Origin of the sequence: Paenibacillus sepulcri, assembly GCF_042647105.1 — a bacterium.
GTDB lineage: Bacteria > Bacillota > Bacilli > Paenibacillales > Paenibacillaceae > Paenibacillus_Z > Paenibacillus_Z sepulcri.
On record NZ_JBHRUP010000001.1, the window covers coordinates 2732328 to 2759326 of the forward strand.

The 26999-nt window shown below is 49.7% G+C and carries 33 protein-coding genes; 4 read left to right on the plus strand and 29 right to left on the minus strand.

Annotation, left to right across the window (positions count from 1 at the left end):
* Positions 1–17 precede the first annotated feature (17 nt).
* From ACFOLF_RS12320 to ACFOLF_RS12385, 14 genes are all read right to left on the minus strand, one after another.
* Positions 18–401 (minus strand): hypothetical protein, encoded by a 384-nt coding sequence (locus ACFOLF_RS12320; protein ID WP_210045149.1) that lies wholly within the window; start codon positions 399–401, stop codon positions 18–20.
* 101 nt (positions 402–502) lie between these two features.
* A complete protein-coding gene (locus tag ACFOLF_RS12325) occupies positions 503–775 on the minus strand; it encodes a hypothetical protein (protein ID WP_210045150.1) in 273 nt (90 codons plus the stop codon).
* Between the two features lie 12 nt (positions 776–787).
* On the minus strand, positions 788–1030 hold the full coding sequence (locus ACFOLF_RS12330; RefSeq protein WP_210045151.1) for a hypothetical protein: 243 nt from the start codon (positions 1028–1030) through the stop codon (positions 788–790).
* A 19-nt stretch (positions 1031–1049) separates the two neighbouring features.
* Positions 1050–1973 (minus strand): hypothetical protein, encoded by a 924-nt coding sequence (locus ACFOLF_RS12335; protein WP_379113617.1) that lies wholly within the window; start codon positions 1971–1973, stop codon positions 1050–1052.
* 30 nt (positions 1974–2003) lie between these two features.
* Positions 2004–2804 (minus strand): DNA adenine methylase, encoded by an 801-nt coding sequence (locus ACFOLF_RS12340; RefSeq protein ID WP_210045152.1) that lies wholly within the window; start codon positions 2802–2804, stop codon positions 2004–2006.
* Positions 2801–4072 (minus strand): DNA cytosine methyltransferase, encoded by a 1272-nt coding sequence (locus ACFOLF_RS12345; protein WP_379219457.1) that lies wholly within the window; start codon positions 4070–4072, stop codon positions 2801–2803. Before ACFOLF_RS12345 ends, ACFOLF_RS12340 begins: the two co-directional genes overlap by 4 nt.
* Positions 4073–4148: 76 nt before the next feature.
* The gene (gene dnaN, locus ACFOLF_RS12350) at positions 4149–5267 is read right to left on the minus strand and encodes a DNA polymerase III subunit beta (RefSeq protein ID WP_210045153.1); all 1119 of its coding nucleotides are present in this window, start codon (positions 5265–5267) and stop codon (positions 4149–4151) included.
* A gap of 9 nt (positions 5268–5276) precedes the next feature.
* Positions 5277–5510, minus strand: a complete 234-nt coding sequence (locus ACFOLF_RS12355) for a hypothetical protein (RefSeq protein ID WP_210045154.1) — start codon at positions 5508–5510, stop codon at positions 5277–5279.
* Between the two features lie 56 nt (positions 5511–5566).
* Complete coding sequence (locus ACFOLF_RS12360; protein ID WP_210045155.1) at positions 5567–5893, minus strand: hypothetical protein; 327 nt, start codon at positions 5891–5893, stop codon at positions 5567–5569.
* Positions 5883–6899 (minus strand): hypothetical protein, encoded by a 1017-nt coding sequence (locus ACFOLF_RS12365; protein ID WP_210045156.1) that lies wholly within the window; start codon positions 6897–6899, stop codon positions 5883–5885. The genes ACFOLF_RS12360 and ACFOLF_RS12365 overlap by 11 nt, the downstream gene beginning before the upstream one ends.
* Positions 6900–6949: 50 nt before the next feature.
* Positions 6950–7237: a hypothetical protein gene (locus tag ACFOLF_RS12370; protein ID WP_210045157.1), complete on the minus strand. Its 288-nt coding sequence runs from the start codon at positions 7235–7237 to the stop codon at positions 6950–6952.
* Between the two features lie 2 nt (positions 7238–7239).
* Positions 7240–7737: a helix-turn-helix domain-containing protein gene (locus tag ACFOLF_RS12375; RefSeq protein ID WP_210045158.1), complete on the minus strand. Its 498-nt coding sequence runs from the start codon at positions 7735–7737 to the stop codon at positions 7240–7242.
* Positions 7738–8083: 346 nt separating this feature from the next.
* Positions 8084–8227 (minus strand): hypothetical protein, encoded by a 144-nt coding sequence (locus ACFOLF_RS12380; protein ID WP_210045159.1) that lies wholly within the window; start codon positions 8225–8227, stop codon positions 8084–8086.
* A 32-nt stretch (positions 8228–8259) separates the two neighbouring features.
* Positions 8260–8574, minus strand: a complete 315-nt coding sequence (locus ACFOLF_RS12385) for a DNA-binding protein (protein WP_210045160.1) — start codon at positions 8572–8574, stop codon at positions 8260–8262.
* Between the two features lie 416 nt (positions 8575–8990).
* Between ACFOLF_RS12385 and ACFOLF_RS12390 the strand changes: the two genes are divergently transcribed.
* The 3 genes from ACFOLF_RS12390 (at position 8991) to ACFOLF_RS12400 (ending at position 11713) form a co-directional block, all read left to right on the plus strand.
* Complete coding sequence (locus ACFOLF_RS12390; protein WP_210045161.1) at positions 8991–9446, plus strand: helix-turn-helix domain-containing protein; 456 nt, start codon at positions 8991–8993, stop codon at positions 9444–9446.
* Between the two features lie 132 nt (positions 9447–9578).
* A complete protein-coding gene (locus tag ACFOLF_RS12395) occupies positions 9579–10478 on the plus strand; it encodes an ImmA/IrrE family metallo-endopeptidase (RefSeq protein ID WP_210045162.1) in 900 nt (299 codons plus the stop codon).
* Positions 10479–10492: 14 nt separating this feature from the next.
* Complete coding sequence (locus ACFOLF_RS12400; RefSeq protein ID WP_210045163.1) at positions 10493–11713, plus strand: tyrosine-type recombinase/integrase; 1221 nt, start codon at positions 10493–10495, stop codon at positions 11711–11713.
* Between the two features lie 79 nt (positions 11714–11792).
* Here ACFOLF_RS12400 and groL read toward each other — a convergent pair whose 3' ends face one another.
* The 8 genes from groL to ACFOLF_RS12440 all read right to left on the minus strand — a co-directional run bounded on the left by groL (position 11793) and on the right by ACFOLF_RS12440 (position 18489).
* Positions 11793–13430, minus strand: a complete 1638-nt coding sequence (gene groL, locus ACFOLF_RS12405) for a chaperonin GroEL (RefSeq protein ID WP_210045164.1) — start codon at positions 13428–13430, stop codon at positions 11793–11795.
* Between the two features lie 142 nt (positions 13431–13572).
* Complete coding sequence (groES, locus tag ACFOLF_RS12410; protein ID WP_210045165.1) at positions 13573–13854, minus strand: co-chaperone GroES; 282 nt, start codon at positions 13852–13854, stop codon at positions 13573–13575.
* A 467-nt stretch (positions 13855–14321) separates the two neighbouring features.
* The gene (tatC, locus tag ACFOLF_RS12415; protein WP_210045280.1) at positions 14322–15062 is read right to left on the minus strand and encodes a twin-arginine translocase subunit TatC; all 741 of its coding nucleotides are present in this window, start codon (positions 15060–15062) and stop codon (positions 14322–14324) included.
* A gap of 112 nt (positions 15063–15174) precedes the next feature.
* Positions 15175–15411: a twin-arginine translocase TatA/TatE family subunit gene (gene tatA, locus ACFOLF_RS12420; protein ID WP_210045166.1), complete on the minus strand. Its 237-nt coding sequence runs from the start codon at positions 15409–15411 to the stop codon at positions 15175–15177.
* A gap of 350 nt (positions 15412–15761) precedes the next feature.
* Entirely contained in the window at positions 15762–16793 is a 1032-nt protein-coding gene (locus tag ACFOLF_RS12425) for a molybdopterin-binding protein (RefSeq protein WP_379113616.1), read from the minus strand.
* On the minus strand, positions 16790–17284 hold the full coding sequence (locus ACFOLF_RS12430; protein WP_210045167.1) for a MogA/MoaB family molybdenum cofactor biosynthesis protein: 495 nt from the start codon (positions 17282–17284) through the stop codon (positions 16790–16792). Before ACFOLF_RS12430 ends, ACFOLF_RS12425 begins: the two co-directional genes overlap by 4 nt.
* Positions 17285–17338: 54 nt before the next feature.
* Positions 17339–17812: a cyclic pyranopterin monophosphate synthase MoaC gene (moaC, locus tag ACFOLF_RS12435; RefSeq protein ID WP_210045168.1), complete on the minus strand. Its 474-nt coding sequence runs from the start codon at positions 17810–17812 to the stop codon at positions 17339–17341.
* Positions 17813–17850: 38 nt separating this feature from the next.
* Positions 17851–18489: a 5-formyltetrahydrofolate cyclo-ligase gene (locus tag ACFOLF_RS12440; RefSeq protein ID WP_210045169.1), complete on the minus strand. Its 639-nt coding sequence runs from the start codon at positions 18487–18489 to the stop codon at positions 17851–17853.
* 292 nt (positions 18490–18781) lie between these two features.
* Between ACFOLF_RS12440 and ACFOLF_RS12445 the strand changes: the two genes are divergently transcribed.
* Positions 18782–20722, plus strand: coding sequence for an ATP-binding cassette domain-containing protein (locus ACFOLF_RS12445; RefSeq protein WP_210045170.1), 1941 nt, complete (start codon positions 18782–18784; stop codon positions 20720–20722).
* A 463-nt stretch (positions 20723–21185) separates the two neighbouring features.
* On the opposite strand, the gene ACFOLF_RS12450 is transcribed toward ACFOLF_RS12445, so the two are convergent.
* From ACFOLF_RS12450 to tsaE, 7 genes are all read right to left on the minus strand, one after another.
* The gene (locus tag ACFOLF_RS12450; RefSeq protein ID WP_210045171.1) at positions 21186–21356 is read right to left on the minus strand and encodes a hypothetical protein; all 171 of its coding nucleotides are present in this window, start codon (positions 21354–21356) and stop codon (positions 21186–21188) included.
* Between the two features lie 17 nt (positions 21357–21373).
* Positions 21374–22918 (minus strand): 2-isopropylmalate synthase, encoded by a 1545-nt coding sequence (locus ACFOLF_RS12455; protein ID WP_210045282.1) that lies wholly within the window; start codon positions 22916–22918, stop codon positions 21374–21376.
* Between the two features lie 226 nt (positions 22919–23144).
* Positions 23145–23270, minus strand: a complete 126-nt coding sequence (locus ACFOLF_RS12460; RefSeq protein ID WP_379113614.1) for a hypothetical protein — start codon at positions 23268–23270, stop codon at positions 23145–23147.
* 900 nt (positions 23271–24170) lie between these two features.
* Positions 24171–25199, minus strand: a complete 1029-nt coding sequence (tsaD, locus tag ACFOLF_RS12465) for a tRNA (adenosine(37)-N6)-threonylcarbamoyltransferase complex transferase subunit TsaD (RefSeq protein ID WP_210045172.1) — start codon at positions 25197–25199, stop codon at positions 24171–24173.
* Positions 25196–25675 (minus strand): ribosomal protein S18-alanine N-acetyltransferase, encoded by a 480-nt coding sequence (gene rimI / locus ACFOLF_RS12470; protein ID WP_210045173.1) that lies wholly within the window; start codon positions 25673–25675, stop codon positions 25196–25198. Before rimI ends, tsaD begins: the two co-directional genes overlap by 4 nt.
* Positions 25675–26508 (minus strand): tRNA (adenosine(37)-N6)-threonylcarbamoyltransferase complex dimerization subunit type 1 TsaB, encoded by an 834-nt coding sequence (tsaB, locus tag ACFOLF_RS12475; protein ID WP_210045174.1) that lies wholly within the window; start codon positions 26506–26508, stop codon positions 25675–25677. The genes rimI and tsaB overlap by 1 nt, the downstream gene beginning before the upstream one ends.
* Entirely contained in the window at positions 26505–26999 is a 495-nt protein-coding gene (tsaE, locus tag ACFOLF_RS12480; RefSeq protein ID WP_210045175.1) for a tRNA (adenosine(37)-N6)-threonylcarbamoyltransferase complex ATPase subunit type 1 TsaE, read from the minus strand. Before tsaE ends, tsaB begins: the two co-directional genes overlap by 4 nt.

Here is a 26999-nt window from a genome sequence, read left to right on the forward strand (position 1 = left end):
CTTACCGTCATTTTTCATCATTCCCAAAGCTTAAGTGTATTGGCTACAGACACAATGCCCTCTATTATCTTCCGGTCTACGGTACGATTGCTCATAATGCCGAAGAAGATGACCGTGTCTTTGTATCGTTTCCCCCGAATAAATCGAAAGGTGACGATTCGTTTGATTTCTTCGTCTTGGATGATGTTCACGGCTTGCTCGATCAGTCTTACTTTGATCTCAAAATCTTTGAATATGGCCAGCTGCTTACCATTCAGAAAATCATACTGAGGGGCCAATGATTCTAACGTCATTTTCATTCGGCGGTAACCTACAAGAACTTTTTTTGTCTGTTTGACTTCCTGTTCAGTTGCCTCCGGAAACATATCCCACTGATCCCAAGCACTAACCAATGCGCCCATTCCCATACACCCCTTTATGTTATAATTGGTGTATGGACTTTTCAGACAAACCACCGGTTGCCGTTCCCCAACGTTCCGGTGGTTTTTCTATGTTCCTCATCTTAGAATAAAACCATCTGCTCATAAACGACAATTTTTTTAGCATCTTTTTCCCATGCAGCAATGGACCAGGAACCACCGTAATCTTTGCCCCGGAAAAACACCTTTGCCAATTCTCCCGGAACCAGCACTATCCGTTCTAAGCGTACTGGCTCCCCGTTGATCGTGTGTGTCCAATCCCCGGGCGGACTTGAGAGGATTGCTTTCGACAGCTCAACGCATCCTTCCCAAGTGATATTTTCCAAAGCGCCCCGGTCTCCCCAATGAGCTTTCAAAAATAACGCCTCCTATTTAGCAATTTTTGAAACCCAAGCAAAGCCCTTATAACTGTCCTCGATGAGATAGGAAAATCCTTTTGGTACATACTCGCCTGTTTTTATTCGCAACAGGCCATATCGGGTCTGAACACGATCAGTCCCCGCAATACGAGAATGAGGACAAACAACCAACTTGATATGTTCAATCCTACATCCTCGTTTCATCATTGGTTTTAATGCGTTATGGATCATTTGCAATGCTTGCGGATTCATTGCAATCATCGCCTCTCACTTAATCTTCGTAAGAATTGGGATAACCCGTTTCGACATCATCTTCATCCACAATCAGCTTGGAACCATGTGCATAAATTGTGAATAACTTCCCTTCAATATCATGAAGGCCCCACATGATGGACTTAGCGTTAATATCCATATTTCCGATTTTTAAATTTGAAATCGTTCCTTCTGGATGCCTTACAAGCATCTTGATATTGCATTCATATTTTTCTTTGTCGGCTTCCTCGTCGATATAAATCCATTGGCTTCCATAACTTTTGGTTTCTACGATGACGGTACAATACTCATCGTCTTTATCCCCGTCATCGTTCTGCTCTTTCAACCATTCTTCAATAATCTCAGATAATTTATATTCCGGCTTTATATCAGCAAGGAGCGTATCCATTTGGGTTTTCAACTTCTCGACTCCTAGCGAATAGGTTAGCTCGTTCAGTTTTTCCTTGACCGTATGGGCAACCAGTGTGTTATATTCAGGCAAATCCAGTTTATTGAAATTCACATTCAACGAGCTTTTGACATGTTCTTTAAGCTCCTTGCCGAAATCACCGTATGATTTGAAAACATCGTCAATAACGTCTTTAATCGTCGCTTCCAACCGGCCCCTTACCGCCTTCTGAACCAATCCGCTTTTCTTGATATCGATCATGGCCACTTCGACGAGTCTGCCAAGATCCAAGGTATCCTCGATCTCTGAAGGGTCATCCATTGCTGACACGGGATTAATCTGAACACGTTGGAGGAATTCTGTAGCAAATGATCCGCTGAATCCTTCAAGCATGACAGAGAAATGACCACTTTGTTCAAATTGGTCTGACGTGACGTTCCAAATCTTCCCGGCATATTTGGGATTTTTGCTTTCGACGCATGTATGCATGACAACTTTATCGCCCTTTTGCAATTTCTCCATTGTTTCATTCATTTTTGATTACCATCCTTTATCATTAGTTTTTTAGAATAATAATTGCTGTCCAATTGCATCAACTGCGACTGGATTGATCCAAAGAACCTCTTCGCGGGAAGCTCCACCTTCTGCCTTTGACTGCTTTGTTTCCCTATGCCAATGTTTCAAGCGATCATCGTAAATCGGATGAGCATAACCGGAAAGCAGTACCGGACCAGGGTGATCATCGAGCGTATCAAGCAATTCAACATGATCTTGCTCATTCATTTCGTGTTTGTAACTGGTTGTCGTCCGGGTGGATTGAACATAGGGCGGATCGGCATAGATCAGCACATTGGGTCGTTTGTATCGCTCCAATAACTGCAACGCGGGTTGGTTTTCGATTTGGACTCCCATCAGCCTTTCGCAGACTGACATGATTTTTTCAGGGAATCCCAGCCATTCCTTACCAGGCAAAGGGCCGTTTGGTTCGATCATGCTGCGCCATCCGGTCCGGTGTGCCGTTTTCCCACCTCTGCCCTGCCACAATCTGACTACCAATCGTCGTGCACGTTCAAGATCATCCTCTGCAGGCAAATAACTCTCGTAATATTCCTGCCTCGAGTGAGGCGTCCATTTTATGACATGCGCCAGCTCGTCCGGTCTATTCCTGATGATCAAGAAAAGATTCACGAGTTCGGCGTCCAGGTCATTAACCGTTTCAAGCTGGCTCCGCTCCTTGGAGAAAAGAATCGCCCCGGATCCAAAGTACGGCTCCAGATATGTCGTATGCGGCGGCATGTGACTGATAATCCACTGGGCCAAGCTCCATTTACTGCCTGGATAGTGAAGAATACGCGGTATGCTCAATATGCCTCCTCCTTACTTGATATCAACCATTCATCGATCAAACGCATTGCATATAAAATCGGGAATATCTGCAGCGGATCAACCGCATTTCCGAGCGCCTCCAGCCTTGATACCCGATTCTTCACACCTGCATTCACTCGAGCCGGCTCCCAGGTATACTGAGGCTGCCCGATTAATGCGGGTTGAGGGAAGTCGTGGATCAGTTGCTTAAGCCGATTCAATGGGTTCGCGTCTAATCCACTTCCGTCCACCCAACCGGAAAGTTCATCAAGGTTTCCACCCATTCCGGGTTCAGCTGCCCTGATTGTCCACCGCGCATCACTGCTCCCGGAATTGAATCCCGATCGATCTGAGAAGCCGGTAGGCTTACATTTTTGCTGTCCTGCGCCGCTGGAGTCGGCCACATCTTCACGGCATCGTTCAAATTTATTGTCCATCCCTGCTCCCGCTTCCTCGACGCCCGGGGGCCTCCCGGATCGTCCCCGCTGCGGTAATCCCTTGTTTGAGGCGTTGGCCACAAGCTCACTTTCCATTCCGCGATGTCCGTTCGCAAGCTCCGGTTCTGACCTCCGCCGTGACTCCCCTTCGCGTCCGCCGCACTCGGTGTCGCCCACATTTTCACTGCTGCCGGGAGTCCGTTTCGTGAATCTCCCGCGTTTATCTCGCCGCGCTTCTCTGCATCGTTCGCCCGTGGAGTCGGCCACATTTTCACCTGTGCATGCAGGTCCGGTGTCCGGCGCTCTCTCTCCGATGGGCAGTCCCCGCGCATCGTTGCCTTGGGAGTAGCCCAAAACAATGACCCGGTCTCGTCTATGGGAGGCGTAGACGGCAGCAGCCGGAATAACGATCGCTTCTGCGGCGTAACCGTCGTCCTCCAAGTCAGTAAGCACAGTGTCGAGCCCCAAAGAGACGTGCCCAAACACATTTTCACCAATAAACCAACGGGGTCGGACTTCGGATAAAACGCGGCGAACTTCTGGCCAGAGCCAGCGGTCATCTTCTTCGCCTCTTCGCTTCCCGGCAAAACTTGCAGGCTGGCAAGGATATCCGGCGGAAACAAGGTCAATGGTTCCGATTCCAAGTTCATCAAGCCTCCCTTTAGTAAAATCATGAACATCGTCAATAATCGGTACGGCAGGCCAATGTTTATGAAGCACACGTTGCGGAAACGGCTTTTGTTCGCAAAAGACCACCGTTTCCATGCCTGCCATATGAGCCGCTATATCCACCCCCCCAATCCCGCTGAACAGGCTGGCTTTGCGTATCATTCCGGTTCACCAGGCATCACAAGAAATCCATCCTCGATTACCAGTTCAAGTTGCTCATACGATTCATCCATATCACTCAAACCCCTTCCACAAATCGCGTAGCGCCAACGAAGAAAGTCGTATCTTCCTCATCGCCGCCAGATAAGATAACTGGCCCCGCGCTGCCAAAACGCATTAACACATTCTCGGTACCCAGCGCCTTTAATGCTTCCAGCAGCTTTTTGTCGTTAAATGCCAACTGCAACGGTGTGCCGCTATGCTTCATCGTCTCGACCCAATCCACAGAGTTTCCAAGATGGCTTTTACTTTTCACAATGATTTCGGAAGAAGAAATGTCGAGCGTAACAATCGTCCCTCCCGAATCTTCTCCAGCTGTAATTCTCGCCCGTTCAAGCGATTCGATAATATGCTTTGATTTGAGATAACTGCGGGCCTGCTCCTTAATCTTGGACAAGGAATCGATTTGTGTCGGGTACTCCCCATCCAGCGCATTGGCGTAAAACGACAGGTTCCCTGTCTGAAACTTTGCCGCCCCGGATCCGACGGATATGGTGACGATATCATCCCCCAGCAAATCCGCGACTTCTTTCAGATGTTCACCCGATATAACCGCGCAAAACCCTTCGCCCTCCTCTTCAAGTTGCTCATGAACGATAGCTGCCCGGTTGCGGTCACATGCGGCAAGCTGTATACCGCCGCTTTCACGGCGGACACGAACGCCTGTAAGCATAGGAGAGGTTTGTGATTTGGCAATGGCAAACACTGTCCGTTTAATCATGGACCGCATGACACCGCCATCTATCTCGATTTGCTGTGAAATCTCAAACTCTTTGGGGAGGGCGAATTGATGTCCCCTCATCCCGATTAATGACAGCTTCGTACGCCCGGATGCAAAATTCGTTAACTCCTTCTCGGCCACCTCAATGCTGATCAAACCGTTTGGCATACGGGCGACAACTTCGGATACGTCCTTCGCCGTAAGGATGATATCCCCGGGGCTGTTTGTGACAAAATCCTCTGATGGAATGATAATTTTCAACCACTTCTTGCCGTCTGAAGCCATGAGCAAAAGCCCTTCGTCAACGGTTCGGAACAGCACGCCAGCAAGAATGGGAATATTGCTTTTTGAATCTGCAATCTTCGCCACTTGCGCTAATGGACCTGACAATATGTTACGGTGAATGGATATGTTCACGGCTGCCTCCTACTTACTGGATTTGTTGGAACGGGGGAATCCTCCGCCCCATGCCCCGCCACTGCGGCGCTTGATGAATCTCTTCTTGGCGCGGTCTATCGCAAGCAGGGCGATTTCGTCCGGATCCCGCTTGAAGCATTCGGCAATCTCGTAAACGCTCACGCCAGCCTGCCATAGGTTGTCGAACAAAAGGACCTCGCTTTCATCCCAGGTATGGTCCATCTCTTCGCACGCAAGATACATGTTTCGCCTGCTCCGTTCTGGAATTAAAAATCCCATGCGTTGCGCTCCTTCCAGCCTTAGTCATCAATCATTCCGATCAGCAGGCGGATCTGCTCCGCATAGGGAGTGAGGTACTTTTCACGAACTTCCTTGTATTCGGCCAGCCCCTCCCAAATGCCGACAGGCGCCGGAGTCGGGACAAACTTGATGCCGTTAAAATCTCGGCGCATGAGCGCGCCTGCAGCTCGCAGTGTCCAAAGCCGCTTGGATAACGTTTCTGCAATATCCCGGTCAGCAATGTGTGCGGGAATCAGGCGGAACAATAACCGCCAACGATGACTATCGCTTTTAAACTCCGGCCGTGGGTCCTCATACAGAAAATCTAAAGGCGTGCTATTCGGCACCTGTTGTCACCCCCACTTTGCCATCAAGCTTGAAAGCAAGCTTCCGCAATTCATCCAGCTCGTCCACTGACAAGTGTTCATCCGGACTGGAACTGGGCTGGATAACATCAAGCTTTGGCTTTCTGCTGAAACCACTCCGCTGATATCGGCTTCCGCCGCTGGATGGCTCGGCAGCTGGAAGACCGTGTTCCTGTGCTTCCTTCCTCGCTTGATCAGCCGCATATGCTTCACGGATAGCCCCGGCGTAATATGTGAAGGAGCTGGGCTTTTTGAACCGGCTCTTTTCTCGCTTTTGCTTTTCTTCAAAAACGCCTCGCATAACGGCAATTGCAAATTCACAAGGGACCTCCGAAGAGATCGCGGAAATACTCGTCACGTCCGTTGATTTAAACTGCCAAGAACCAATGGCATGCAGCTCACAGTAAGCTTCTGAAATCACGTTGAACGCCTGACTCGATGATGTTGAATCTATGGTCTCAGGCTTTGGAGCGATTTCAGATCCGGGAGATTCCTCCCCCTGCGTGGTAGTAGTAGTATCTTTTGGTTCTGTTTGGTTAGGTACGGTTGGGTACGGTACGGTAGCCCCTGCACGTGCTACGTCTGTTTCGTCACGTGTTTCGTTTGTGCGTTGCACAGGTGCCGCACGTGTTGACTTGTTTGCACGTGCGTTCCGCATACGTTCTTTGTTCGCTACTCGCTTTTCTATCAACCTGCCCGCATAGTCATCCCAATCATGAATGATCAAGCCATCACCGCTGTCATCCAACCAGCCAGAATCAATCAATGATGTGACGAACACATTAGCATCTCCTAACCATCCAGCGCCGAAGGCAATGACTTTGTCCGGCAATCCGGTTAAGTCGCCATCCTGAGCATTGTCCAGTGCCCACGTCCAAAATCGTGCAAGGTGGGCGGCTGCGTACGTTTCATTGATATCCAGATATGCGGAAAGAATGACCGTCTTCCGATGCGTCCATAACGATTGGTGTAGCTCGATCCATGCCAAAATTCTTCACCCCCTCTTGAGTGGCTTGTCCCATGATGCGGAAGGTCAACCTACAGATGGACGATCATGGGTATATCATCAGTCCCTAAACTTGCATGCGGTACATCAGGCATATATAATGGGAACAGTTGAATAAATTCTTCGTTTAAGAATTGGCTGCCTGGCAGGGCGGCCGATTTTTTTATTGCCTGTTCCATCAGATCAGCTTCCATTTCTTCGATTTCATTACGTAACCATGCATCCCAACTCCCGTCAGCAGCCTGCACATGCAGCAAGCGCCGAAACATAAAGCGCAGCTCCTCAATGTGATTTCTGACCGGCATTAAGTTCTCCGTCATATTTACCGTTCCCCTCTCTTGACTTCCATTTCATGCTTCTGGATGAGTCGCCGCCGATCAAGCCTGAATTCTTCTTCCAAAACTCCTTGCATGACCGCAGCCTTTTCGATCACGTCTCTGATTTCTTGCCAAACCCGTTCGGCTGAGTCGCGGCGCTTACTCGGATCGATATGCTTTGCCATCGCTAGTTCCCCCAATGCCGTCCCGGCTTCGCCCAGCTCTTTCAAAAGCACATCCTTAAGCGCTGCTGGATGCAAATCAAGATTCGGGATATCGTGCAGGATGTTGCCAAAAAAACCATCTGTCTGCTCAGCTGCTACTTCCAGCGCCATTTTCCAAGATGAACGGGACAAGAGTTGCCGGATCGGCGTCCCTGGGTCACGTTCCCCACTTTCGATGCGAGATAGTTGAGTGCGGTCCATAGATAAATGCGAAGCAAATTCCGTCTGATTCAATTTCTTTTCTAAGCGCAAAGAACGCAATCGTTGACCAACTGACATTTTCCCATTCCCTTCTTCCATTTCAATGCTAGGTAATAGCTGTGCCGTTATTAAGCTGTGCCAATTGGTTTTGTGACGAACTCGCGCATGTAGTTCGTCGATTTGTGACAACTACATCCGTTACAATAAAGTTAAGAAGCCGTTCCCCATTAGTCAGTCGTCTATGTACGGCTGGCTCTTTTTCACAGCTCGCCGTTAGAAAGGGCTTCTTGGAACAAAAGTGATTTCGTCGCATCGATTCGATCACCATCCCAAATGCAAGGATCGGACGCTGGGTCGTAATCGAATTCATCGTCAAAGACAGGATCTTCTTGATCAGCAATTTCCGGCGTACATTTCGGATCTTTCAGAATTTCATGAACACGTGTGATACCAGTAAGGATAAAGACACGGCTTGGTCACTACCGCCATAGTTCAGGTTTTTCCTTGCTGATTTGAGTAAGTTTATTGATTCACTGATCTGCTGGACTGCACGTTGAATATCATTCATATGCGGACCTCCTTTTTCTGATATTTTTAGTTTTAAGCGACGCCGCCACGTTTATTGCGCCAACCGTCGCCAGAGTTTTTACGAATCCAATCTGTATGATCTTCACACCATTGAATGAATAAGTGCGTTAATACCCGGGGATGACCCAAATCCCGTATAACCGGAAAGTCTTCACGATTCAGCAGTTCTGCTGCCTTCGTTGGTCCAATGTCGAGCAGTTCCATAAACTGCGTCCTGGTGAGGATTGGCGGCAGGCTATTGGCAAATGAATGTTTCTCGAGTGCTTTGTCCACTGCCGCGCTGATTATCGTCTGCAGCTCATCCAAGTCGATTTCCACTTTGAACATTTATGATGCTCCTTTCTTTTATGTTGGTTCGCTATGCACTATTGAAATTGCTTGACGGAACAGAATGACCACTACCGTAACACGCGTGTGACATTCGATCTAAAAAAAATATATCCTCAAATTTATAATCTGGAAACCGACTAAGTAATCTGGCGATAAAATCTTGTCCCAATGAGAATCTTTTATCATCTGGAGAAAGTTTAATTCGCCATAACTGACTTCTTGAGATTCCAATATGATCAGCAAACTCCTGATCCGTCATTTTACTTTGCAAAATCTCTAATATTCCGGGCATTATCAATATCCTCATTCCTGTTTCACCCCCTTTATGTCTCACGCTTGTTACAAAAACAATATAGCACATATTGTAACACGCATGCAACATTAAATTTCACTCATGAGACAAAGTGTGTTTCATGGATGAAACAAAATTGTGTTATTATAAAGGGAGAGTGAATCAAGGGGTGACGTTAGAAGTGGAATTAAACTCATTCGCTTTATTCTTTTCCGAATTGCGCGAGAATAGTGGATATAAGAGCCAAAGAGAACTTGCTGAGAAGTCTGGTATAAGCCATTCAACGATAAACAGAATTGAAGCTGGAACTCATAAAGTATCTCCTGAGACTTTAAAAGCCTTGGCTCCTTATTTAAAAAACACATCTTATGAAGAACTAATGAAGAAAGCTGGTTATGTAGATGATGAATCAACTTCATCACACAATCGAACAAATATTGGAGAAATGAGTTTTTACGGTGGTCCTGATGCCTATTCCCAGGATGAAATCGAAGTGATGGAAGCTGCCTTAAAAGCATACCGAGAGCAGAAGGAAAAACTTCTAAAGCAGAACAAGAAGAAACAAACTGAGGATTAGCGCAAAAAGAGTGACGATTAGATGAAGCTGAAGAAGAATTAAGACGAATTAAAATGAACATGAGGTTAAGCCAGAAATGGCTTTTCTTTTTCACAATTAAACGAACATACATTCCCATCAGGAGGAACGCTAATGGATTTTTCATTTTGTCCAGAGACAGAATTGGAAAAATGGATCACTAAACATTATCTTGAACATAACCTCTTGCTGCCAGGCGAACTCGACATTGATGTTATCGCCGAACTTTTTAGTGTAACGATTGTCTATTATAATGGAGCTTGTTTTTCGGGCAATGAATCACAGGTCATATTCCTTAATAAAAACATGAACATGATCGATCGGCGAGACGTCTTCTTCCATGAGTTGTGCCATGTTCTCCGGCATGCCGGAGATCAAAGAAAAATGCCGCGTCCATTCCTGGATTTACAAGAGGGGCAAGCAGAGGTGTTTGCCCTCTACGCTTCGCTGCCTTTGTATATGCTCAGAGAGATTCATTTACCATCTAATCAAGAGCAGGCCACACTTAAGCTTTCCCAAATGTTTAAAGTACGAACGGACACCGCATTGTCGAGATTGCTTCAGATACAAAGACGTATTTGCGGAAATATTATTGAGGAAGAATATAGAAAAAAAATGCATCGCTCATACGTCGCTGGATCTACTTTCTCAAACAAACAGGGCCGAACAGAAAGGAATTATGAACTCGCCCTCTTATATAATTATCACGAAAATGAGATGCCCTCTGCATTAGTCATTAAAATAGCACAAACAAATTTGGACTGGTCTCGACCGGTATACATATCAATACCTGCTGAAATCGAATCTATCGAGCCGGATCATCTCGAAGGGACCACATCGACACAGATTTCTTATGACGTATTGCTTAGCCGAACGGATAAACCCGGATGCTTAGGCATTAATTTGCCGCTACTCCTGCAGCGAATCGGTACCAAAGTGAATAATCTGATCGTTCGGTTAGATGATGTTAATTATGATATTCAGCAAAAATTTCTTCACCTATCTAATTTCTAATTGGAGGAATCAGCATGGCGTCTTTTACACAAATTAAGGCTAATAATAAACAGGGATATATGTGGATCTGCATTAAGGATGGTCCTCCCGATCCTGTAACAGGAAAGAGAAATCAGATCAAACGGCGTGGCACTACGAAGAAAGAAGCAGAAGCGCGTGCTGACAAAGCGATTAATTCACTAAAAGATGATGGTATCGATACAAAAAAGATTAAACATCTTCCTTTCGAAAAGGTCGCTCAAGAATGGCTGCTGGCCTATTCTCGAACCGGTGTGAAAAAAGGGACCATCCGACTTCGGAAAAACTCTATCGCCACTCTAAATGAGCACATCGGTCAGGTAAACATCGATAAAGTTACACACAAAGCCCATCAAAATATCCTGAACAAGTTATTCGATGAGGGCTATTCGAAGTCCACAATAGAAGGTGTTCATGTAACGGCCAACCTAATTTATAAACACGCTATTAAGGAAAAATATATAAAAGACAACCCAGCAACTGGCGCCATTATTCCGATTAAGCGGCGGACGGTTGAAGAGATCGAGAACAGTCCCATTGAGGAAAAATATTTGGAGCGGCATGAATTGGAGGATTTTTTGGGAGCTGTTAGATTGCATGGCTTGGAAGACGACCTTGAAATATTTTATCTCATCGCTTTCACTGGTATACGATCCGGCGAATTGTGCGCTCTCAAGGAAACGGACTTTGATTTTGAAAGCCTGAAAATGCGGATAACGAAAACTATATATAATCCCAACAATAACATGTCTGAATATGAGCTTGTGCCCCCTAAGACAGTTGGATCGATTCGAACGATTGAACTTGACGAGAATATCATGATGATGATTAAGGCTCTCATAAAGCGCCGTGCGAAGCTCAGGATGGTAGCTAAGCACTTTGACCCTGATTACCACGATAAAAAGTTTATATTTTGTAATGACAAAGGTTATCCCTTTGTCCAGAAATTCGTCCAGACGAGAATGGAGAGAGTCTTAAGAAAAACTGAAATTCGTAAGAAAGCCACACCCCATATTTTTCGCCATACGCACGTCAGCATGTTGGCCGAGGCTGGCGTTGATCTGCCGACGATCATGCAACGGGTTGGTCATGATGACTCCAAGACTACCATCAAGATTTATATGCACATCACTGATAAAATGAAAGAGAAAGCCACGGATCAAGTGAATGCTCACTTTTCGGATCTGCTCAAAAAAGCTGTTTTGCAAGGAATGTGACCTTTTCGTGACCTTATAAAAAAACGGGACCCCGAAAGGTCCCGTTTTCCTTGATAGATAAGGGTTTTTGGTCGGATGATTACATCATGCCGCCCATGCCGCCCATACCACCCATGCCGCCCATGTCAGGCATGCCTGGTTTGTCTTTTTCCGGTTTGTCGGCAACAACCGCTTCGGTTGTCAGGAACATCGCTGCAACGGAAGCTGCGTTTTGCAGAGCGGAACGCGTTACTTTCGCAGGGTCAACGATACCGGCTGAGAACATATCAACCCACTCGCCAGTAGCAGCGTTATAACCAACGCCCACTTTCTCGCCTTTCAGACGCTCAACGATAACGGAGCCTTCTTGGCCTGCGTTCGCTGCAATCGTGCGTACAGGCTCTTCCAGAGCGCGCAGAACGATGTTAACGCCTGTTTTTTCGTCGCCCACCGCATTAACGGCTGCAACTGCTTTATATACGTTCACGAGTGCAGTACCGCCACCGGATACGATACCTTCTTCAACCGCTGCGCGGGTGGAGTTAAGAGCATCTTCGATGCGCAGTTTGCGCTCTTTCAATTCGGTTTCTGTTGCTGCGCCGACTTTGATTACGGCTACGCCGCCGGACAGCTTGGCAAGACGCTCTTGCAGCTTCTCACGGTCGAAGTCGGAAGTCGTTTCTTCCAATTGCGTGCGGATTTGATTGATGCGAACATCAATATCCGATTTTTCGCCGCTGCCGTCAACAATGATCGTGTTTTCTTTCGTTACACGAATCTGGCGAGCGGAACCGAGCTGCTCAATCGTTGTGGATTTCAGATCAAGACCAAGCTCTTCCGTGATCACTTGACCACCTGTCAGAGCGGCAATGTCACCCAGCATCGATTTGCGGCGGTCGCCGAAGCCTGGAGCTTTTACACCTACGCAAGTGAATGTTCCGCGCAGCTTGTTGAGAACCAGAGTTGCCATTGCTTCGCCTTCGATATCTTCAGCAATGATCAGAAGCTGTTTGCCGGATTGGACCACTTTCTCCAGAACCGGTAAAATTTCTTGGATGTTCGTAATTTTTTTATCGGTAATCAGGATATATGGGTTATCGAGTACAGCTTCCATTTTATCCGTATCGGTAATCATATACGCGGAAACATATCCACGGTCGAACTGCATACCTTCAACCACTTCAAGCTCCGTTACGAAGCCTTTGGATTCTTCAACCGTGATAACGCCGTCGTTGCCGACTTTTTCCATAGCTTCTGCAATCAGCTGGCCGACTTCTTCGTCACTGGACGAGATAGAAGCAACCTGAGCGATCGACTGTTGTCCTTCGATTGGTTTCGCGATGGATTTCAGTTCTTCAACAGCTGCGCGAACCGCTTTTTCGATACCTTTGCGGATAACCATCGGGTTAGCGCCCGCCGTTACGTTTTTGAGACCTTCGCGGATCATTGCTTGCGCAAGAACCGTAGCAGTCGTTGTTCCGTCACCGGCAACATCATTGGTTTTGGTCGCTACTTCTTTAACAAGCTGTGCGCCCATGTTTTCGAAAGCATCTTCCAATTCGATTTCTTTGGCAATGGATACACCATCATTGGTGATAAGCGGGCTGCCGAATTTTTTCTCCAGAACCACGTTGCGGCCCTTAGGACCAAGTGTAACTTTAACCGCATTTGCAAGAGCGTCGACTCCGCGCAGCATTGCGCGACGAGCGTCTTCGCCAAACTTAATTTCCTTAGCCATTGTCAAATTACCTCCTAATTAATGATCGTTCCAATTCGTCCAAGCGGCACTACGCCGCCTTCCATGCTGTGACAAGCCAAGGGAGGCTTGCCCCAATAAATATGAAGTAAAAACCATGTATGTTTGAGTCAAAGCACGCGGCTTATCCCAGGATTGCGTGGATGTCGCTTTCTTTCATAATCAACAATTCTTTACCTTCGTATTTCACTTCGGTGCCGGCATACTTGGAGAACAACACGCGATCGCCTTCTTTTACTTCAAGAGCGATGCGGGCGCCGTCTTTAAGCGTACCGCTTCCTACAGCAATAACTCTGCCTTCTTGCGGCTTTTCTTTCGCCGTGTCTGGCAGCACAATTCCGCTAGCTGTTGTTTCTTCTTTCGCGATTGGCTCAACCAATACGCGCTCACCCAAAGGTCTGATCATGAAAATAGCCTCCTTTTGATTTTGTTGCTCAATTCATATTAGCACTCGCAACTGTTAAGTGCTAACAACCATTTTTAATAATACCGATTTTGCTTCTGAATTTCAAGTGCCTAAAGGACAATTTGCGGGAAATTTACAGTTCATGATGCAGGGCCTCTTCACAAATGCTCATGAATAAGCAGAAAAGCGCCCGTTTACTCTAAAAAAGAGCAGGTTTTTCCATTATCCGTTGGAATTAGAAATGAATACGGTTAGGGATTCCGCCAAGCAAAAGAAAAAACGGCCATCACCGCCCTCTGTCAGAGATGCTGGTCTCTCCCCTATAGATCATATAGCCATGGATAGAGATTAAACTTACACCGCCTATAAAGTAAAAAAAGACAGGCTCAAGAATGCTTGAACCTGCCTTTTGGTTATTGGGGCCTGATGATAAAGTCAACATGTCCGTTTTTACGCGGAAGAGCCTCTTAGGTTGCTCCGAACTCCTCTTCCCACTGACGGTCGCGTTCCAGCTGTTTCCGGTAAACGACGCTCGAGAGCAATACGCTCGCTTCATAAAGAAGAATCAGGGGAATTGCTACCAGCGAATCCGAAATGAAATCCGGCGGCGTGATGATAATACCGATCAAGATGAGAATAAAGTAAGCAAGACGCCGCATTTTGCGCAGACGCTTGGGATTCAGGATACGCAGCTTGGTTAGAAACATAATGACAAGGGGCAGTTCAAAAAGCAGCGATATCGGGAGTAAAATGTTGAACATAAACGCAAAATACTGTGTAACCCCGTAAGTCTCCTCCAGATTCAAATGCTCCGCCACACTCGTTGTAAATGTAAACGCCATTGGAAATACAACGAAATAGGAGAACGCGAGCCCGATCAGAAACATAATGAGCGCAAAGGGGACAAACATAAGCGCAGACTTCTGTTCCTTGATTCCCAAAGCGGGTTTCACGAAAGCCCAAGCCTGATAAAAGATAAACGGAAGCACAAGAACAAGCGCGATTACCAGCGCAAACTTCATATACATGCCAATTCCATCCCACAGGGAAAACGCATGCAGCGTCATTCCATTGACGGGCTCCTGACTCATCAGATAATCATAAGCGGGATTGGCCACCAGCAATCCGATAATCATGCCAAGCACCAGCACAAGAATAATATAGATCAGCCTGCGTCGAAGCTCGCCGATATGTTCAAACAGCGTCATCAGCTGCACTTCGCGGGAAGGCAGCTTATCGGATTCTGTCACCGCGCCTGCACCTCTCTTTCTCACTTCGTTCTTAATGGGAGGGATTCATTCTCACAAAAAAAGCGAGCCCCTACTCCGGGAGTCGCTTATTGTCCGTTTGATCATCGACTTTACGATTGACGTCGCTCCGGCTCACTTCTTTACGGTCCTTATCGTCATCATCCATCAAATCTCTGGCACCGGCCTTGAATTCCTTCAATGTGCGGCCAAAAGCGCGGCCAAGCTCAGGCAGTTTGTTCGGTCCAAACAGCAGCAGAGCAACGAGCACAAGAAGAATAAATCCTGTAACACCAATTCCGCTAAACATGTTTTCTTAACCTCCTAAAAGCTTTACGAAGTAAAGCTCACTTCGTAAGCATAAGCCAAGCTTTACGAAGTAAAGCTCACTCCGTAAGCATAAACCAAGCTTTACGAAGTAAAGCTTACCCCGTAAGCATAAGCCAAGCTTTACGAAGTAATGTTCAATTCGTAAGCATAAGCCAGACTTTGCAAGCAAAACCTGCTCCGCATCCGCCGGGCTTTACAAAGTAATGCATATTCCGCATGCATGAGCTGCACAATTCAGGTACAGCTGACAGGCTTCACTCTCTCGCAGCCCGTTATAAGATCTGCTTCAACAGTTAACGTTCTGGTCTCTTGCCTCGCGCTGGCGGCATGTCAGCAGTTGTATAACCCGCCGTAACCCATCTGCACGATATCTTCTTTGGTTATGATGTCGCCCGCAAGAACGCGCGGCAGCAGGACGTCAAAAGAAGTATACGGATCATGCATGACACAGCCGGGCAAACCCATAATCGGCACACCGTCGATGTAACCGACAAGCAGCATGGAACCCGGTAGCATGGGGGTTCCGTAACTGACGACTTCTGCTCCCGCTTCTTTGATGGCGGCTGGCGTGCGATCATCAGGATCCACGGACATTCCGCCTGTTACCACTATCATATCATACCCCTGTGCCAGCAAATAGTGTATTTCCTTGACAATTGTATGGCGGTCATCAGGGGCAAAGCGCTGCTCCGCGATCTCGGAGCCCAAGCGCTCCACAATGCGCCGGACAGCCGGGCCGAATTTATCTTCAATCCGGCCTGAGAAGACCTCGCCGCCGGTTGTCAGCATACCGATCCGGAAGCTGCGAAGCGGCCTGACGCGAACCGGCCCGCGGCCTTCATGCAGCGTGCGGTAATTGTCGACGAGAGCCTCGACACGTTCAATCTTGGCCTTTGGAACCACGAGCGGGATCACTCTGGTAGCCGCCAACTGCCCGCCGGGCATTACGACCGAATGTGTTTTCAGGGTAGCAAGCGCAATCTCGCCCAGGTCATTAATGGCGTGAACAAGCGACGCATCAATGACAGCAAGAGCCGGGGAGGTCAGACTTGACTTGATGGAGACCTTGCCTTCATGAGGCTCTGACAAGGCCGTTCCATCTCCCTGAAGGGCAAGCGCCATACGCTGGGCGGCATCATCTTCATGAAGTTCGCCTTCGCCCAGCTCTATAATATAGATATGTTCTTTGCCAATATCGAGAAGCTTAGGAATATCCGCTTCCGTGATGACATGCCCTTTTTTAAACAATCGTCCCTTGAACTGCCCTGGTATGATCTGCGTAAGATCATGCGCCAAGCGCAGTCCAACAGCCTGCTCAACCGGCACTTCCTTAAGCTGTGTGCCGTTTATTGGAAAATTCACTCGTTATGGTCCCCCGTTCGCCCTGATAAAATGCTAAGGGCATGAGGAAGCTGGTCCATAATCGCCATCAAATTCTCATGAACACCCTTAGGACTTCCAGGCAAATTGATAATTAATGAGCGGCCGCGGATTCCGCAAACGCCCCTGGAGAGCATGGCACTTCTCGTACGCTGCATAGCCCCCAGCCTCATGGCCTCGGCAAGGCCCGGAACGATACGCTCAATGACCTTCAAGGTTGCTTCTGGTGTCAGGTCCCTCGGAGCAAGACCTGTTCCGCCGGTCGTGATGACCAGATCCGCTTGATAATAATCCGTCATTTCGATAAGCGCAGCCATAATTTCATCCTGCTCATCGGGAACGATGCGGTAATCGATAATTTCCCCGCCCAATTCCTCTTCAACCAGTTCCCGGATCACCTGCGCGCTCGTATCCTCCCGCTCACCGCGCGATCCTTTGTCGCTTGCCGTCAACAACGCCACTTTCCACCGCATGTGCTTCTCCCCCGATCGATCCGATGCTACCGATTAGAAAACACCTGTATTTTATCATTTTGCATGAATGTAGTCGCCGTTCTTCCCTCCGCTTTTGGAGACCAGATACGTCGCTCCGATGACCATATCCTTCTGCAGGGCCTTGCACATATCGTAGACCGTAAGGGCAGCAGCCGACACTGCCGTTAAAGCTTCCATTTCGACGCCGGTTTTGCCCGTTGTTTTCACAGTTCCTTCTATATATAACTCGTCCACTCCATTATCGGCAAACGCGAGGTTGACGCCGGTTAACGGAAGAGGATGGCACATCGGAATGATATCCGATGTTTTCTTGGCTGCCATGATACCTGCAACCTGTGCAACGGACAGCACGTCGCCTTTGCCGATTGTTCCAGCCTTGATACGTGAGAGAGTCTCAGGCGCCATAGCCACGCTTGTTCGCGCAACCGCGACACGGGCCGTAACGTCTTTATCTGATACATCGACCATGCGGGCCCTGCCTTGTTCGTTAAAATGGGTCAAATCCATCGTTTGCTCCTTTCCAGCTGCTCATGGACAAGAATTTGTCAGCGGTTAATGATGCGCATGCCCTGCTCGGTGATCATGGCCCCAATACGGGCATCAAGCACCTCCATCGGTACTTCCTCCTGCAGCTGCGACTCAAAGCCAAGTCCGATCCAGGGCGGAAGCGGTTTGCCAACCCGCAGCGCCTGCTCCGTCAACTGTTCCCGGTAGCGGTCATAATAACCTCCGCCATACCCGAGTCTGCCGCCCTGCAGGTCAAAAGCCAGTCCCGGAACAAATATCGCATCCGGAATGAAATCCGGCCCGCAGCGCTCCGCCTGACTCACATCAGGCTCGAGAATGCCATAGGCTCCAGGAGCAAGTTCCTCCCAGCTCTTGAGCAGATAAAGCTCCATAGAGCGGTCAGATGGCTCACAGCGCGGTACAATAACGGACAGCCCGGTCTGCCAGCCCCATTCGATCAATTCACGGGTATCAAGCTCGGAACGAAATGGAACATAAATCATAAAGCTGGCGATTGTGTCCGACAATTGACTCAACCAGTCAATTGCGCTTCTGCAGGCCTGACTGGACCACTGTGTCCGAAGCTCCTCTGGAAGAATGCTGCGGCTTGCGGCCGCCGCCGTTCGGACTGCTTTCTTTTGTCCCAAAATCCCTGCTGCGTCCTCACCATTCGCCATTACAGCCAGCCTTGCCTTTCTGAAGAAACGGCGTGTTCCTGAAGAGCTGATTATGTAAGAAGAACCGGCTGCACCAATCTTAGGCGGCAGAGTTAGCTTCTTCGCTCAAAGGCCATTTCTTGATGTCATAGTTGTTTCTTAGTTTACCACTGTTGACCAGTTTTCGCCAATGGTCAGAAGAGCTGCTTTTACTCAAGCCAACATGACCCGAATATGTCGCGTCGGCAGCAATTTTCATGTAAACTAACAATGTAGATACAGCAAGTTTACGATTCTGGAGGTTTATTCATTTATGCTTCTTCAAATATCGGATATTTCCAAAAGTTACGGGGTAACCAGCATCCTCTCCCAAATCACCTTCCAGGTCCTTCCCCGCGAGCGGGTCGGGCTGGTAGGAGTCAATGGCGCAGGCAAGTCGACGCTGCTGCGTATCATTGCCGGGGAGATCTCAGCCGATTCCGGGTCCGTCTACAAAGCGAAGGAGACAACCATCGGTTATCTCGCCCAATCCAGCGGACTTAAGTCCGAACGTACCATCGAAGCGGAAATGCGCGCCGTTTTTGCCCATTTGACTGATGCGGAGCGGGAGCTCCGTTCCTTGGAGCTGCAGATCGCGGATCCGGAGCTTCAATCGAATCCCAAGTTGTATGAACAGACGCTTGAACGCTACTCCAAATTGTCGGATTGGTTCCGGGAACAGGGCGGGTTTGTGATGGAGACCCGAATCCGCAGCATATTGCACGGAATGGGCTTCAGCCAGTTTCCACCGGATACGGTTATTTCGACATTAAGCGGCGGGCAGAAAACAAGGCTGGCACTGGCCCGCATTTTATTGCAGGCCCCTGACCTGCTCATGCTGGACGAGCCAACCAATTATCTGGATATTGAAACATTGACATGGCTTGAGGATTACTTGCGCGGTTATGAGGGCGGAATTCTTGTTGTTTCCCATGACCGCTACTTCCTGGACGCAGTGGTGCAGACCATCGTGGAAATTGAGCGCCACACAGCCAAGCGGTATACAGGCAATTACAGCCGCTATATTGATATCAAGGCTGCAGAGTATGAAGCTCAGATGAAGCAGTTCGACAAGCAACAGGATGAAATTTCGCGTCTTGAGGATTTTGTCCAGCGCAATATTGTGCGTGCTTCGACAACCAAACGGGCGCAAAGCCGGCGTAAAGCGCTCGACAAGATGGAACGTCTCGACAAACCGCTCGGAGACCTGAAGAAGGCTCATTTTTCTTTTGAAATCGACCGCCATAGCGGCAATGACGTGCTTGATGTGACGGATCTTGCGATACGTTTCACCGAACGGGACCAGCCGCTTTTCCAGCATGTCACATTCCGCTTGGAGCGGGGAGAAAATGTCGCGCTGATCGGTCCGAACGGTATCGGCAAATCGACACTGCTGAAGGCGCTTGTCGATCAACAGCCTATTGCCGGAGGCTCAATCCGCTGGGGCACCAATATCAAAATCGGCTATTACGATCAGGAGCACAAGGAGCTTAATCCTGCCAACACGGTGCTGGAGGAGCTTTGGAATGCATATCCGGGCATTGAGGAAGCCCGCATACGTACAGTGCTGGGCAATTTCCTCTTTAGCGGGGACGATGTCAAGAAACGCGTCGGTTCTCTCAGCGGTGGCGAAAGAGCGCGCGTATCGCTGTCCAAGCTTATGCTGGCACGAGCCAATATGCTTATTCTCGACGAGCCCACGAACCATCTTGACCTGTACAGCAAAGAGGTTTTGGAGTCTGCGCTGCTCGATTATGACGGCACCTTGCTATTCATTTCCCATGACCGGTATTTCCTTAACAAGATGGCGGAGCGTATTGTCGAACTGACCCCAGACGGCACCCAACATTTCCTGGGAAATTACGACGAAATGATTGAGAAAAAACAGGAAACCAGTGAACTGCTCATGGAATCGCTATCATTTTCACAGGGAAAAGTCGGAAAAGCGTCCGAAGCTCACGAAATATCGGCACCTACCTCCTACGAAACCGACAAACAAGCCAAACGCGAGGAGCGGAGCCGACAAAGAAAGCAGGAGCAGCTGGAGCAGGATATCGCAAGGCTGGAGGGGGAAATCACAGAGCTGGAGCAGCAGCTTGTCGATCCCGCCATATTCAATGATTATGTGAAGGTTCAGAGCATTCAGTCCGACATGGACAGCAGAAGAGAAAAGCTTCAGGCAGCCTATGATGCATGGGAGGAACTGCTTGGTTAATCTAACATAACGAAAACCCCCGCAGCGCCGACAAAGCGAAGCGGGGGTTTTCGTTTATATGAATGGCACACACCTGTAATCTGCGGTTGTATGCAGCTTGTGCCCACATCAGGATATTCTGTTAGATTTTGATCTATCCACTTATTCCACAGGTTTATCCACAGCTGCTGGCGAATTGTTCAGCAATTCTGCCATTAATGATGTTAACTACAAGCAATAAACCCGCTATTTTTCTTTATCTGCCCACATGTGGATAGAAAACTGAAACTTTTACACACATTATCCACATTATCCACAATCGGGTTGTGAAAAACTTATCCCGCTTTTGTGCACATTGTAAACGCCCTGTAAATGCCGCTTTGCGCCGTTTATTCACATCTATGCACATTTTCTGTGGATAACAATGTGTATAACCAAAAATAGCCTGCATTAACGCTTTGTTTATCCCCGTAACGGCCCCAAATCATGTTCGTCTTCCTATATATAAGAGGTGAGACGACGCACCCAGAATAGAAGGATCCTCTGCCGCTTCCAGAAGCATGCGGTTCAATTGACGGCAGGCTTCATCACCAGGCTCGCGGTCAAGCCTTCCCCACTCATCAAACGAGCTGTAATAGCTGATCACCGGTTCCACCCGTACTCACCTCCCGATTACTCCGCTTTTGTACGCAGCTCCGGATTCGATTGACCGCCAAGCAGCTGCTGGTTGCATGCCGCCACATAGGCCTGGGCTGCAGCAAGAATGATGTCGTTATGAACGGCGGTTCCGCGATAACGGCGATTGTTATGCAGCATGCTCACAATCGCTTCTCCGCGTGCGTCCTCACCTGTGGATAAGGAATGCAGCTCCAGATCCTCGAACTCGCCTGCGACCGGGATCGCCTGCTGAATGCAGTGGATAACCGCTTCGAGCGGACCGGTGCCCGTTCCGGTATACGTCCGCTCCTCCTGCGAATCGCGCTCGCGAATCGTAACCGAAGCGATGCGGGAGCGCTGGGTGCCTGCCAGCACCTGCAGATCCACCAGCACAAAAGGATCATGCTGGATATCCGTCGTTTCGCTGGCCAGGCGGATCAGGACATCATCGGGAACCAGCTTGATTTCGTCCGCTTTTTCGACAAAGCGGTTATACAGCTCCAGCAGCTCCGTTTCATTCAATGTGATGCCGTATTCAGCCAAACGGTGCTTCAGGGCATGGCGACCGGAATGCTTGCCCAGCACAATCATGCTGCGCGGAATGCCCATGGCTTCCGGATCCATAATTTCATAAGTATTGCGGTTTTTGAGCAGGCCGTCCTGATGAATCCCCGACTCGTGCTGAAAAGCGTTGCGGCCGACAATCGGCTTATTGTAAGCAATCGGAAAATTCATCGCCCGGCTGACCATCCGCGAGGTTTCAAAAATCTCGCCTTGTACAATGCCCGTCTCAGCGCCGATAACAGATTTGCGTGTCTCAATCGCCATCACAAGCTCCTCCAGCGAACAGTTGCCGGCGCGCTCGCCGATTCCGTTGACCGTAACCTCGATCTGCGTTGCCCCCGCCTGGATGGCTGCCAGGCTGTTGGCGACCGCAAGACCCAAATCATTGTGGCAATGCGCGCTGTAGCTCACATTTTCGCCGCCCCGCGCCTGCTTGCGGACACTGCGGAACAGCTCGCCGTATTCCTCCGGCATCGCATAGCCAAGCGTGTCGGGCAAATTAATAATCGTTGCGCCCTCCGCAATAACAGCCTCCACCATCTCAATGACAAAATCCCTGTCCGAGCGGCTGGCATCCATACAGGAGAATTCAATCTCGTTCACAAACTGTTTGCCATAGGCGACCATTTCCCGGGCGATTTGTACGACCTCTTCCTTCGATTTGCGCAGCTGGTAGGCAAGATGAATGTCCGAAGAGGACAGGAACAGATGAAGCCGGCGCCTTGCGGCATCCTGGGTCGCGCGGACAGCGGAATCGATATCGGCTTTCACCGCACGGGCGAAGCCGACGATTTCGACATTTTGCAGCTCGCGGGATACCTGCTGCACCGCGGCGAAGTCTCCGGGGCTGGAAATCGGGAAGCCCGGTTCAATCACATCGATGCCAAGCTTCGCCAACTGGCGGGCGAGGATGATTTTTTGCTCCGGCGCAAGGGATGCTCCAGGGGACTGCTCCCCGTCACGCAGCGTCGTATCGAATATGCGGATACGTTTCATAACGGATTCAGACGTTTGATTGGGGTTGACCGGTTGAATTGTCATAGGATTAGCCTCCTTAAATGTTTAACGCATTATTATTTTTGGTAATGAACTGCTAAGAAACGGCTGTCGCTGCCCTCTGACTGCTAAGCCAAGTTTCTTCCCTCCGGACTGGAAGCAAAGCATAATGGAGTGGTATACTTTCTTATTTTTCAAAAAAAAACAGCCTGTCGTCTCTTGTTGATCAAGAGACGACAGGCTGTTTTTGCAGCTTGCCGCGGTACCACTCCATTTGTCCGGACCTTGGTCCGAACCCGCTTATGCAGCCTTCGAGGAAGAAACCGGCTTCGCCGTTTATTTCAGTCGGCAAAGCTGACTTACTCCCTCATTGAGAAAACATCCATCATGCAGTCAGCAGCAGACTATAGCAGCAGACTGTATGTGATTGCTTTCCTAAAGGCTGCACCCGATGACAGGGGTCAACTGTGCCGGCGTACGATACTTGACTCCCGCGCCTGACCATAATGGTCAAGCGTGAGCTCCTTTTATTTTCCGCCGGTCCGCTTCCAGGCGAGTTCGGATATCCATCGGCTGCCTCGCACCAATCAAGCAGCTCTCTGCTGCCGCCTCCAGCCGCACCCGATAAGACGAGTGCATGACTTGGGGCAACGTGTTCCCGGATACTGGTTCCTACTACTCCTGTTCATTGCGTTTGTGTTATGTCGGTTATGTTATTCTCATCGATTGATTGAATTTCAAGGGACAGGTTCCTAAGTACATTGCTTAATGCTTGGGATGGACTTACTTCACATTTCAACTGCGCACATACCGCTAAACAACAGAAAAAGCCTGCCGTCTCTATTGCAAGAGACGACAGGCTGTTATGAACAGTCCGCGCGGTACCACCCTTGTTGACGCCCTCGTCTCCCAAAAGGAGATTACCGGAACGCCCACTTATGCACGTCCCCCGACTCTAGAAATCGAAGGCCGTACACCCGATTACGGGGGTTAGCCGTTACATCGTACACCCTCGGCAGGTCAGCCTTGGCCTTCGGCCGTAACCATCCTGAGGTTTCCGATGTTCCGCTCCCAGGCGAGTTTCTGGCCTGCCTTCGACTGCGTTGCACCAAATCCGCAGCTCTCTAAACCCGGCACTGCCTTACTGCTCCTGTTCTTCGCGTTTAAGAAGTATGACTGCCTGCATGGCAGTGTGAAGTATTGCTGCTTATTATAATTCCCTTGGAATCGTCTGTCAATTCCAAATTAATAATTAATGGCGAACCGCCCAATTTTCCAGCGAAAGACCCGGCTCTGCCTTCATGTCAAGCGGAGTGAATTCGCCGCTTTTCCATTTGAGATGGGCTGCAGCGCCTATCATGGCGGCATTATCCGTACATAGCGCAAGCGGCGGTATGAGCAGCGGGACTCCCTCTGCCTCGCAGCGGGCTGTAAGAGCCGCCCGCAGGCCTTTATTAGCCGCAACGCCGCCGCATAACAAAAGCTGTCTGGCACCCTGCTCACGAACGGCGCGGAGCGCTTTTTCCACCAGCACATGAATGACCGAGGACTGGAAGCCTCTCGCCAATGCTCCGCGGTTCAGCACCTCGCCCTTCATTTTGGTCTGGTTGATCACGGCTAGCACCGCCGACTTCAACCCGCTGAAGCTGAAATCATAGGAATCCGGCTCCAGCCAGGAGCGGGGCAGATCGATTTCCTCCTCCGCTTCAAACGCCAGGCGGTCGATATGGGGGCCGCCCGGATAAGGAAACTGAAGCGCACGCGCGACTTTGTCATAGGCTTCGCCTACGGCATCATCCCGCGTCTGGCCGATAATCCGAAACTCCCCTTCGCGCTCCAGCACGACCAGCTCCGTATGCCCGCCGGAAACTACAAGCGCAACCGACGGATACACGATATCATGCACCAACTGGTTGGCATAGATATGGCCCGCGATATGATGGGTGGCAATGAGCGGCAGATCCAGAGCCATGGACAGACTTTTGGCCGCCACGATGCCGACCAGGAGCGCTCCGACAAGCCCTGGCCCCTGCGTGACTGCAATGGCCGATATATCCCGGAACGTCGCACCCGCTTCGGAGAGCGCCTGTTCCATGATCAGCGTGATGGATTCCACATGCTGGCGCGAAGCGATTTCCGGAACGACGCCGCCAAACTGCTCATGCGTTTGAATCTGGCTTGCTATGACGCTGGATATAATTTCGCGGCCTCCGCGCACGACGGCGACTGCTGTTTCATCGCAGCTCGTCTCGATGGCGAGCAGCAATTCATTGGTTGTCATGTTTCACTTCCCTGCTTAAGCTCCGCCCACATGATGAGCGCATCTTCCATATTGTCCGAATAATAATTCGGCCGGAGGCCGGAGGGCTCGAAGCCGAGCTTGCTGTACAGCCCCTGGGCGATCTCATTGCTCACACGAACCTCCAGTGTCATCCTGTTCGTCCCGAAAAAGACTGCCGTCTTCATGATCTCCCGCAGCAGCCGCTCGCCAAGACCCAATCCGCGGTAGCCCTCACGGACAGCAATATTCGTCACATGCGCCTCATCCATAATGGTCCACATGCCGCCGTAGCCGATGACCTTCTGTTCATAGACCATGACCATGTACCGCGCAAAGTGATTGTTCGTAATCTCGTTCACAAAAGCCTCTTTCGACCATGGACAGGTGAAGGCCTCCTGCTCGATTTCAACAATATCCGGAATGTCGGAAAGCGTCATAACGCGAAAAACAAGACGATCTGCATCAATCTCCGTCATTAAGCACCAGCCCCTTTCTCCCTGGACTCCTTCAGCTTCACTTCCGCCTCTGTCAGCTGTGTATAGTTGGGCACAAAAGCGTGTACATCATCCCGCTCCCCCGCTGCAAGGCGGACAGCGCCCAGAGCTGCAACCGAAGCGCCTTCCATCGTAAAAGGATACAGCCGGACTTCGCATTCAGACCCGCTCCCGCAGCAAAGCGCGCGAAGGCGCTCGCACTGCGCTTCATGCATGGTCAAATCGCCTGCAAACCAGATCCGCACAGGAGCTGCTTCCTGCGGGAGACTGCGGAGCCTCTTGTCGAGCTCCGAAACCCACTCCTCCATAAGCCGCACGCCATCCTCGGCCTGCCGGTTCCAGCTGCCGCCCTCAGAAGCTTCAAAAGCGGATGTATACACCTGCCCGCGCCTGGCATCCATGATCGGAATAAACCATTCAGGGCGATTAAGTGGAGGAGAATTATCGTCTGCGATGCGAGTATGCCATGCCCCATAAGCCAGCGCTTCCAGGCTTGAGATGCCCACAAGGGGTTTGTTCCATACCCATGCAAGCGTCTTGCCCACCGACACGGCAATACGCATTCCCGTATAGGAGCCTGGCCCCCGGCCGATTGCGATTCCGTCCAGCTCGTCCGCCTTGATGCCGGTCTCATCCAGCAGAGCCTTCAGCTGCGACACGGTTGCCAGCGAATGATTGCGTTCCGCGAGTGACTGGACCGAGGCAAGAATTTCGCCGCCTCTTGTCAGCGCCGCTGCCAGCGATGCCGTTGACGTGTCAAGGGCAAGCACCACCAGCTTGTCCGCCGCGCCGTTTTCCTCTATCTGTTCCTTCATGTGCCGCTTGCTCCCATCGCTTCAAGTTGCGAGCACCACCCGGCATAAGGGGCGCCAATTCCGCTCAAAGAAATCCGGCGCTTCTCTCCACCGAGATGCTCGATATACAGCTGCATCCGCTCAGGCGGAAGCAAATCCGTAATTAAGCTGGCCCATTCCACAATCGTGACGCCGTCTCCGTAAAAATAATCATCGAGCCCCAGCTCATCCGCTTCCTCCAGGGACAAGCGATAGACATCCATATGATAAAGAGGCAGCTTCGCGCCTTCATATTCTTTGATAATGGTAAACGTAGGGCTGTTCACAATCCCCTTGATGCCAATCGATTTGGCAAAAGCCTGCGAGAAGCGCGTTTTGCCCGCTCCGAGATCGCCGTCAAGCGCCAGCACCATTCCCGGCACCGCCCAGGCAGCCAACTGCTCTGCAAGAGCAACGGTATCCTGCTCGCTTTCGGCTATCCAAACGGCTTGCTGCGTTTCACTCACACTCAT

What these genes read in the sequence shown, in the direction of transcription:
- ACFOLF_RS12400 (WP_210045163.1), top strand. Translation starts at nt 10,493, where the DNA reads ATGGCGTCTTTTACACAAATTAAGGCTAATAATAAACAGGGATATATG.
- ACFOLF_RS12430 (WP_210045167.1), bottom strand. Translation starts at nt 17,284, where the DNA reads ATGCGGTGGAAAGTGGCGTTGTTGACGGCAAGCGACAAAGGATCGCGC.
- ACFOLF_RS12370 (WP_210045157.1), bottom strand. Translation starts at nt 7,237, where the DNA reads ATGACGGAGAACTTAATGCCGGTCAGAAATCACATTGAGGAGCTGCGC.
- ACFOLF_RS12375 (WP_210045158.1), bottom strand. Translation starts at nt 7,737, where the DNA reads ATGTCAGTTGGTCAACGATTGCGTTCTTTGCGCTTAGAAAAGAAATTG.
- ACFOLF_RS12395 (WP_210045162.1), top strand. Translation starts at nt 9,579, where the DNA reads ATGGATTTTTCATTTTGTCCAGAGACAGAATTGGAAAAATGGATCACT.
- ACFOLF_RS12390 (WP_210045161.1), top strand. Translation starts at nt 8,991, where the DNA reads ATGGATGAAACAAAATTGTGTTATTATAAAGGGAGAGTGAATCAAGGG.
- ACFOLF_RS12335 (WP_379113617.1), bottom strand. Translation starts at nt 1,973, where the DNA reads ATGAATGAAACAATGGAGAAATTGCAAAAGGGCGATAAAGTTGTCATG.
- tatC (WP_210045280.1), bottom strand. Translation starts at nt 15,062, where the DNA reads ATGACGCTGTTTGAACATATCGGCGAGCTTCGACGCAGGCTGATCTAT.
- groL (WP_210045164.1), bottom strand. Translation starts at nt 13,430, where the DNA reads ATGGCTAAGGAAATTAAGTTTGGCGAAGACGCTCGTCGCGCAATGCTG.
- ACFOLF_RS12385 (WP_210045160.1), bottom strand. Translation starts at nt 8,574, where the DNA reads ATGTTCAAAGTGGAAATCGACTTGGATGAGCTGCAGACGATAATCAGC.
- ACFOLF_RS12345 (WP_379219457.1), bottom strand. Translation starts at nt 4,072, where the DNA reads ATGATACGCAAAGCCAGCCTGTTCAGCGGGATTGGGGGGGTGGATATA.
- ACFOLF_RS12445 (WP_210045170.1), top strand. Translation starts at nt 18,782, where the DNA reads ATGCTTCTTCAAATATCGGATATTTCCAAAAGTTACGGGGTAACCAGC.
- ACFOLF_RS12355 (WP_210045154.1), bottom strand. Translation starts at nt 5,510, where the DNA reads ATGTATCTTGCGTGCGAAGAGATGGACCATACCTGGGATGAAAGCGAG.
- ACFOLF_RS12330 (WP_210045151.1), bottom strand. Translation starts at nt 1,030, where the DNA reads ATGAATCCGCAAGCATTGCAAATGATCCATAACGCATTAAAACCAATG.
- rimI (WP_210045173.1), bottom strand. Translation starts at nt 25,675, where the DNA reads ATGACGGAGATTGATGCAGATCGTCTTGTTTTTCGCGTTATGACGCTT.
- ACFOLF_RS12380 (WP_210045159.1), bottom strand. Translation starts at nt 8,227, where the DNA reads ATGAATGATATTCAACGTGCAGTCCAGCAGATCAGTGAATCAATAAAC.
- tatA (WP_210045166.1), bottom strand. Translation starts at nt 15,411, where the DNA reads ATGTTTAGCGGAATTGGTGTTACAGGATTTATTCTTCTTGTGCTCGTT.
- ACFOLF_RS12320 (WP_210045149.1), bottom strand. Translation starts at nt 401, where the DNA reads ATGGGCGCATTGGTTAGTGCTTGGGATCAGTGGGATATGTTTCCGGAG.
- tsaE (WP_210045175.1), bottom strand. Translation starts at nt 26,999, where the DNA reads ATGAGTGTGAGTGAAACGCAGCAAGCCGTTTGGATAGCCGAAAGCGAG.
- tsaD (WP_210045172.1), bottom strand. Translation starts at nt 25,199, where the DNA reads ATGACAACCAATGAATTGCTGCTCGCCATCGAGACGAGCTGCGATGAA.
- groES (WP_210045165.1), bottom strand. Translation starts at nt 13,854, where the DNA reads ATGATCAGACCTTTGGGTGAGCGCGTATTGGTTGAGCCAATCGCGAAA.
- ACFOLF_RS12440 (WP_210045169.1), bottom strand. Translation starts at nt 18,489, where the DNA reads ATGGCGAATGGTGAGGACGCAGCAGGGATTTTGGGACAAAAGAAAGCA.
- ACFOLF_RS12455 (WP_210045282.1), bottom strand. Translation starts at nt 22,918, where the DNA reads ATGAAACGTATCCGCATATTCGATACGACGCTGCGTGACGGGGAGCAG.
- tsaB (WP_210045174.1), bottom strand. Translation starts at nt 26,508, where the DNA reads ATGAAGGAACAGATAGAGGAAAACGGCGCGGCGGACAAGCTGGTGGTG.
- moaC (WP_210045168.1), bottom strand. Translation starts at nt 17,812, where the DNA reads ATGGATTTGACCCATTTTAACGAACAAGGCAGGGCCCGCATGGTCGAT.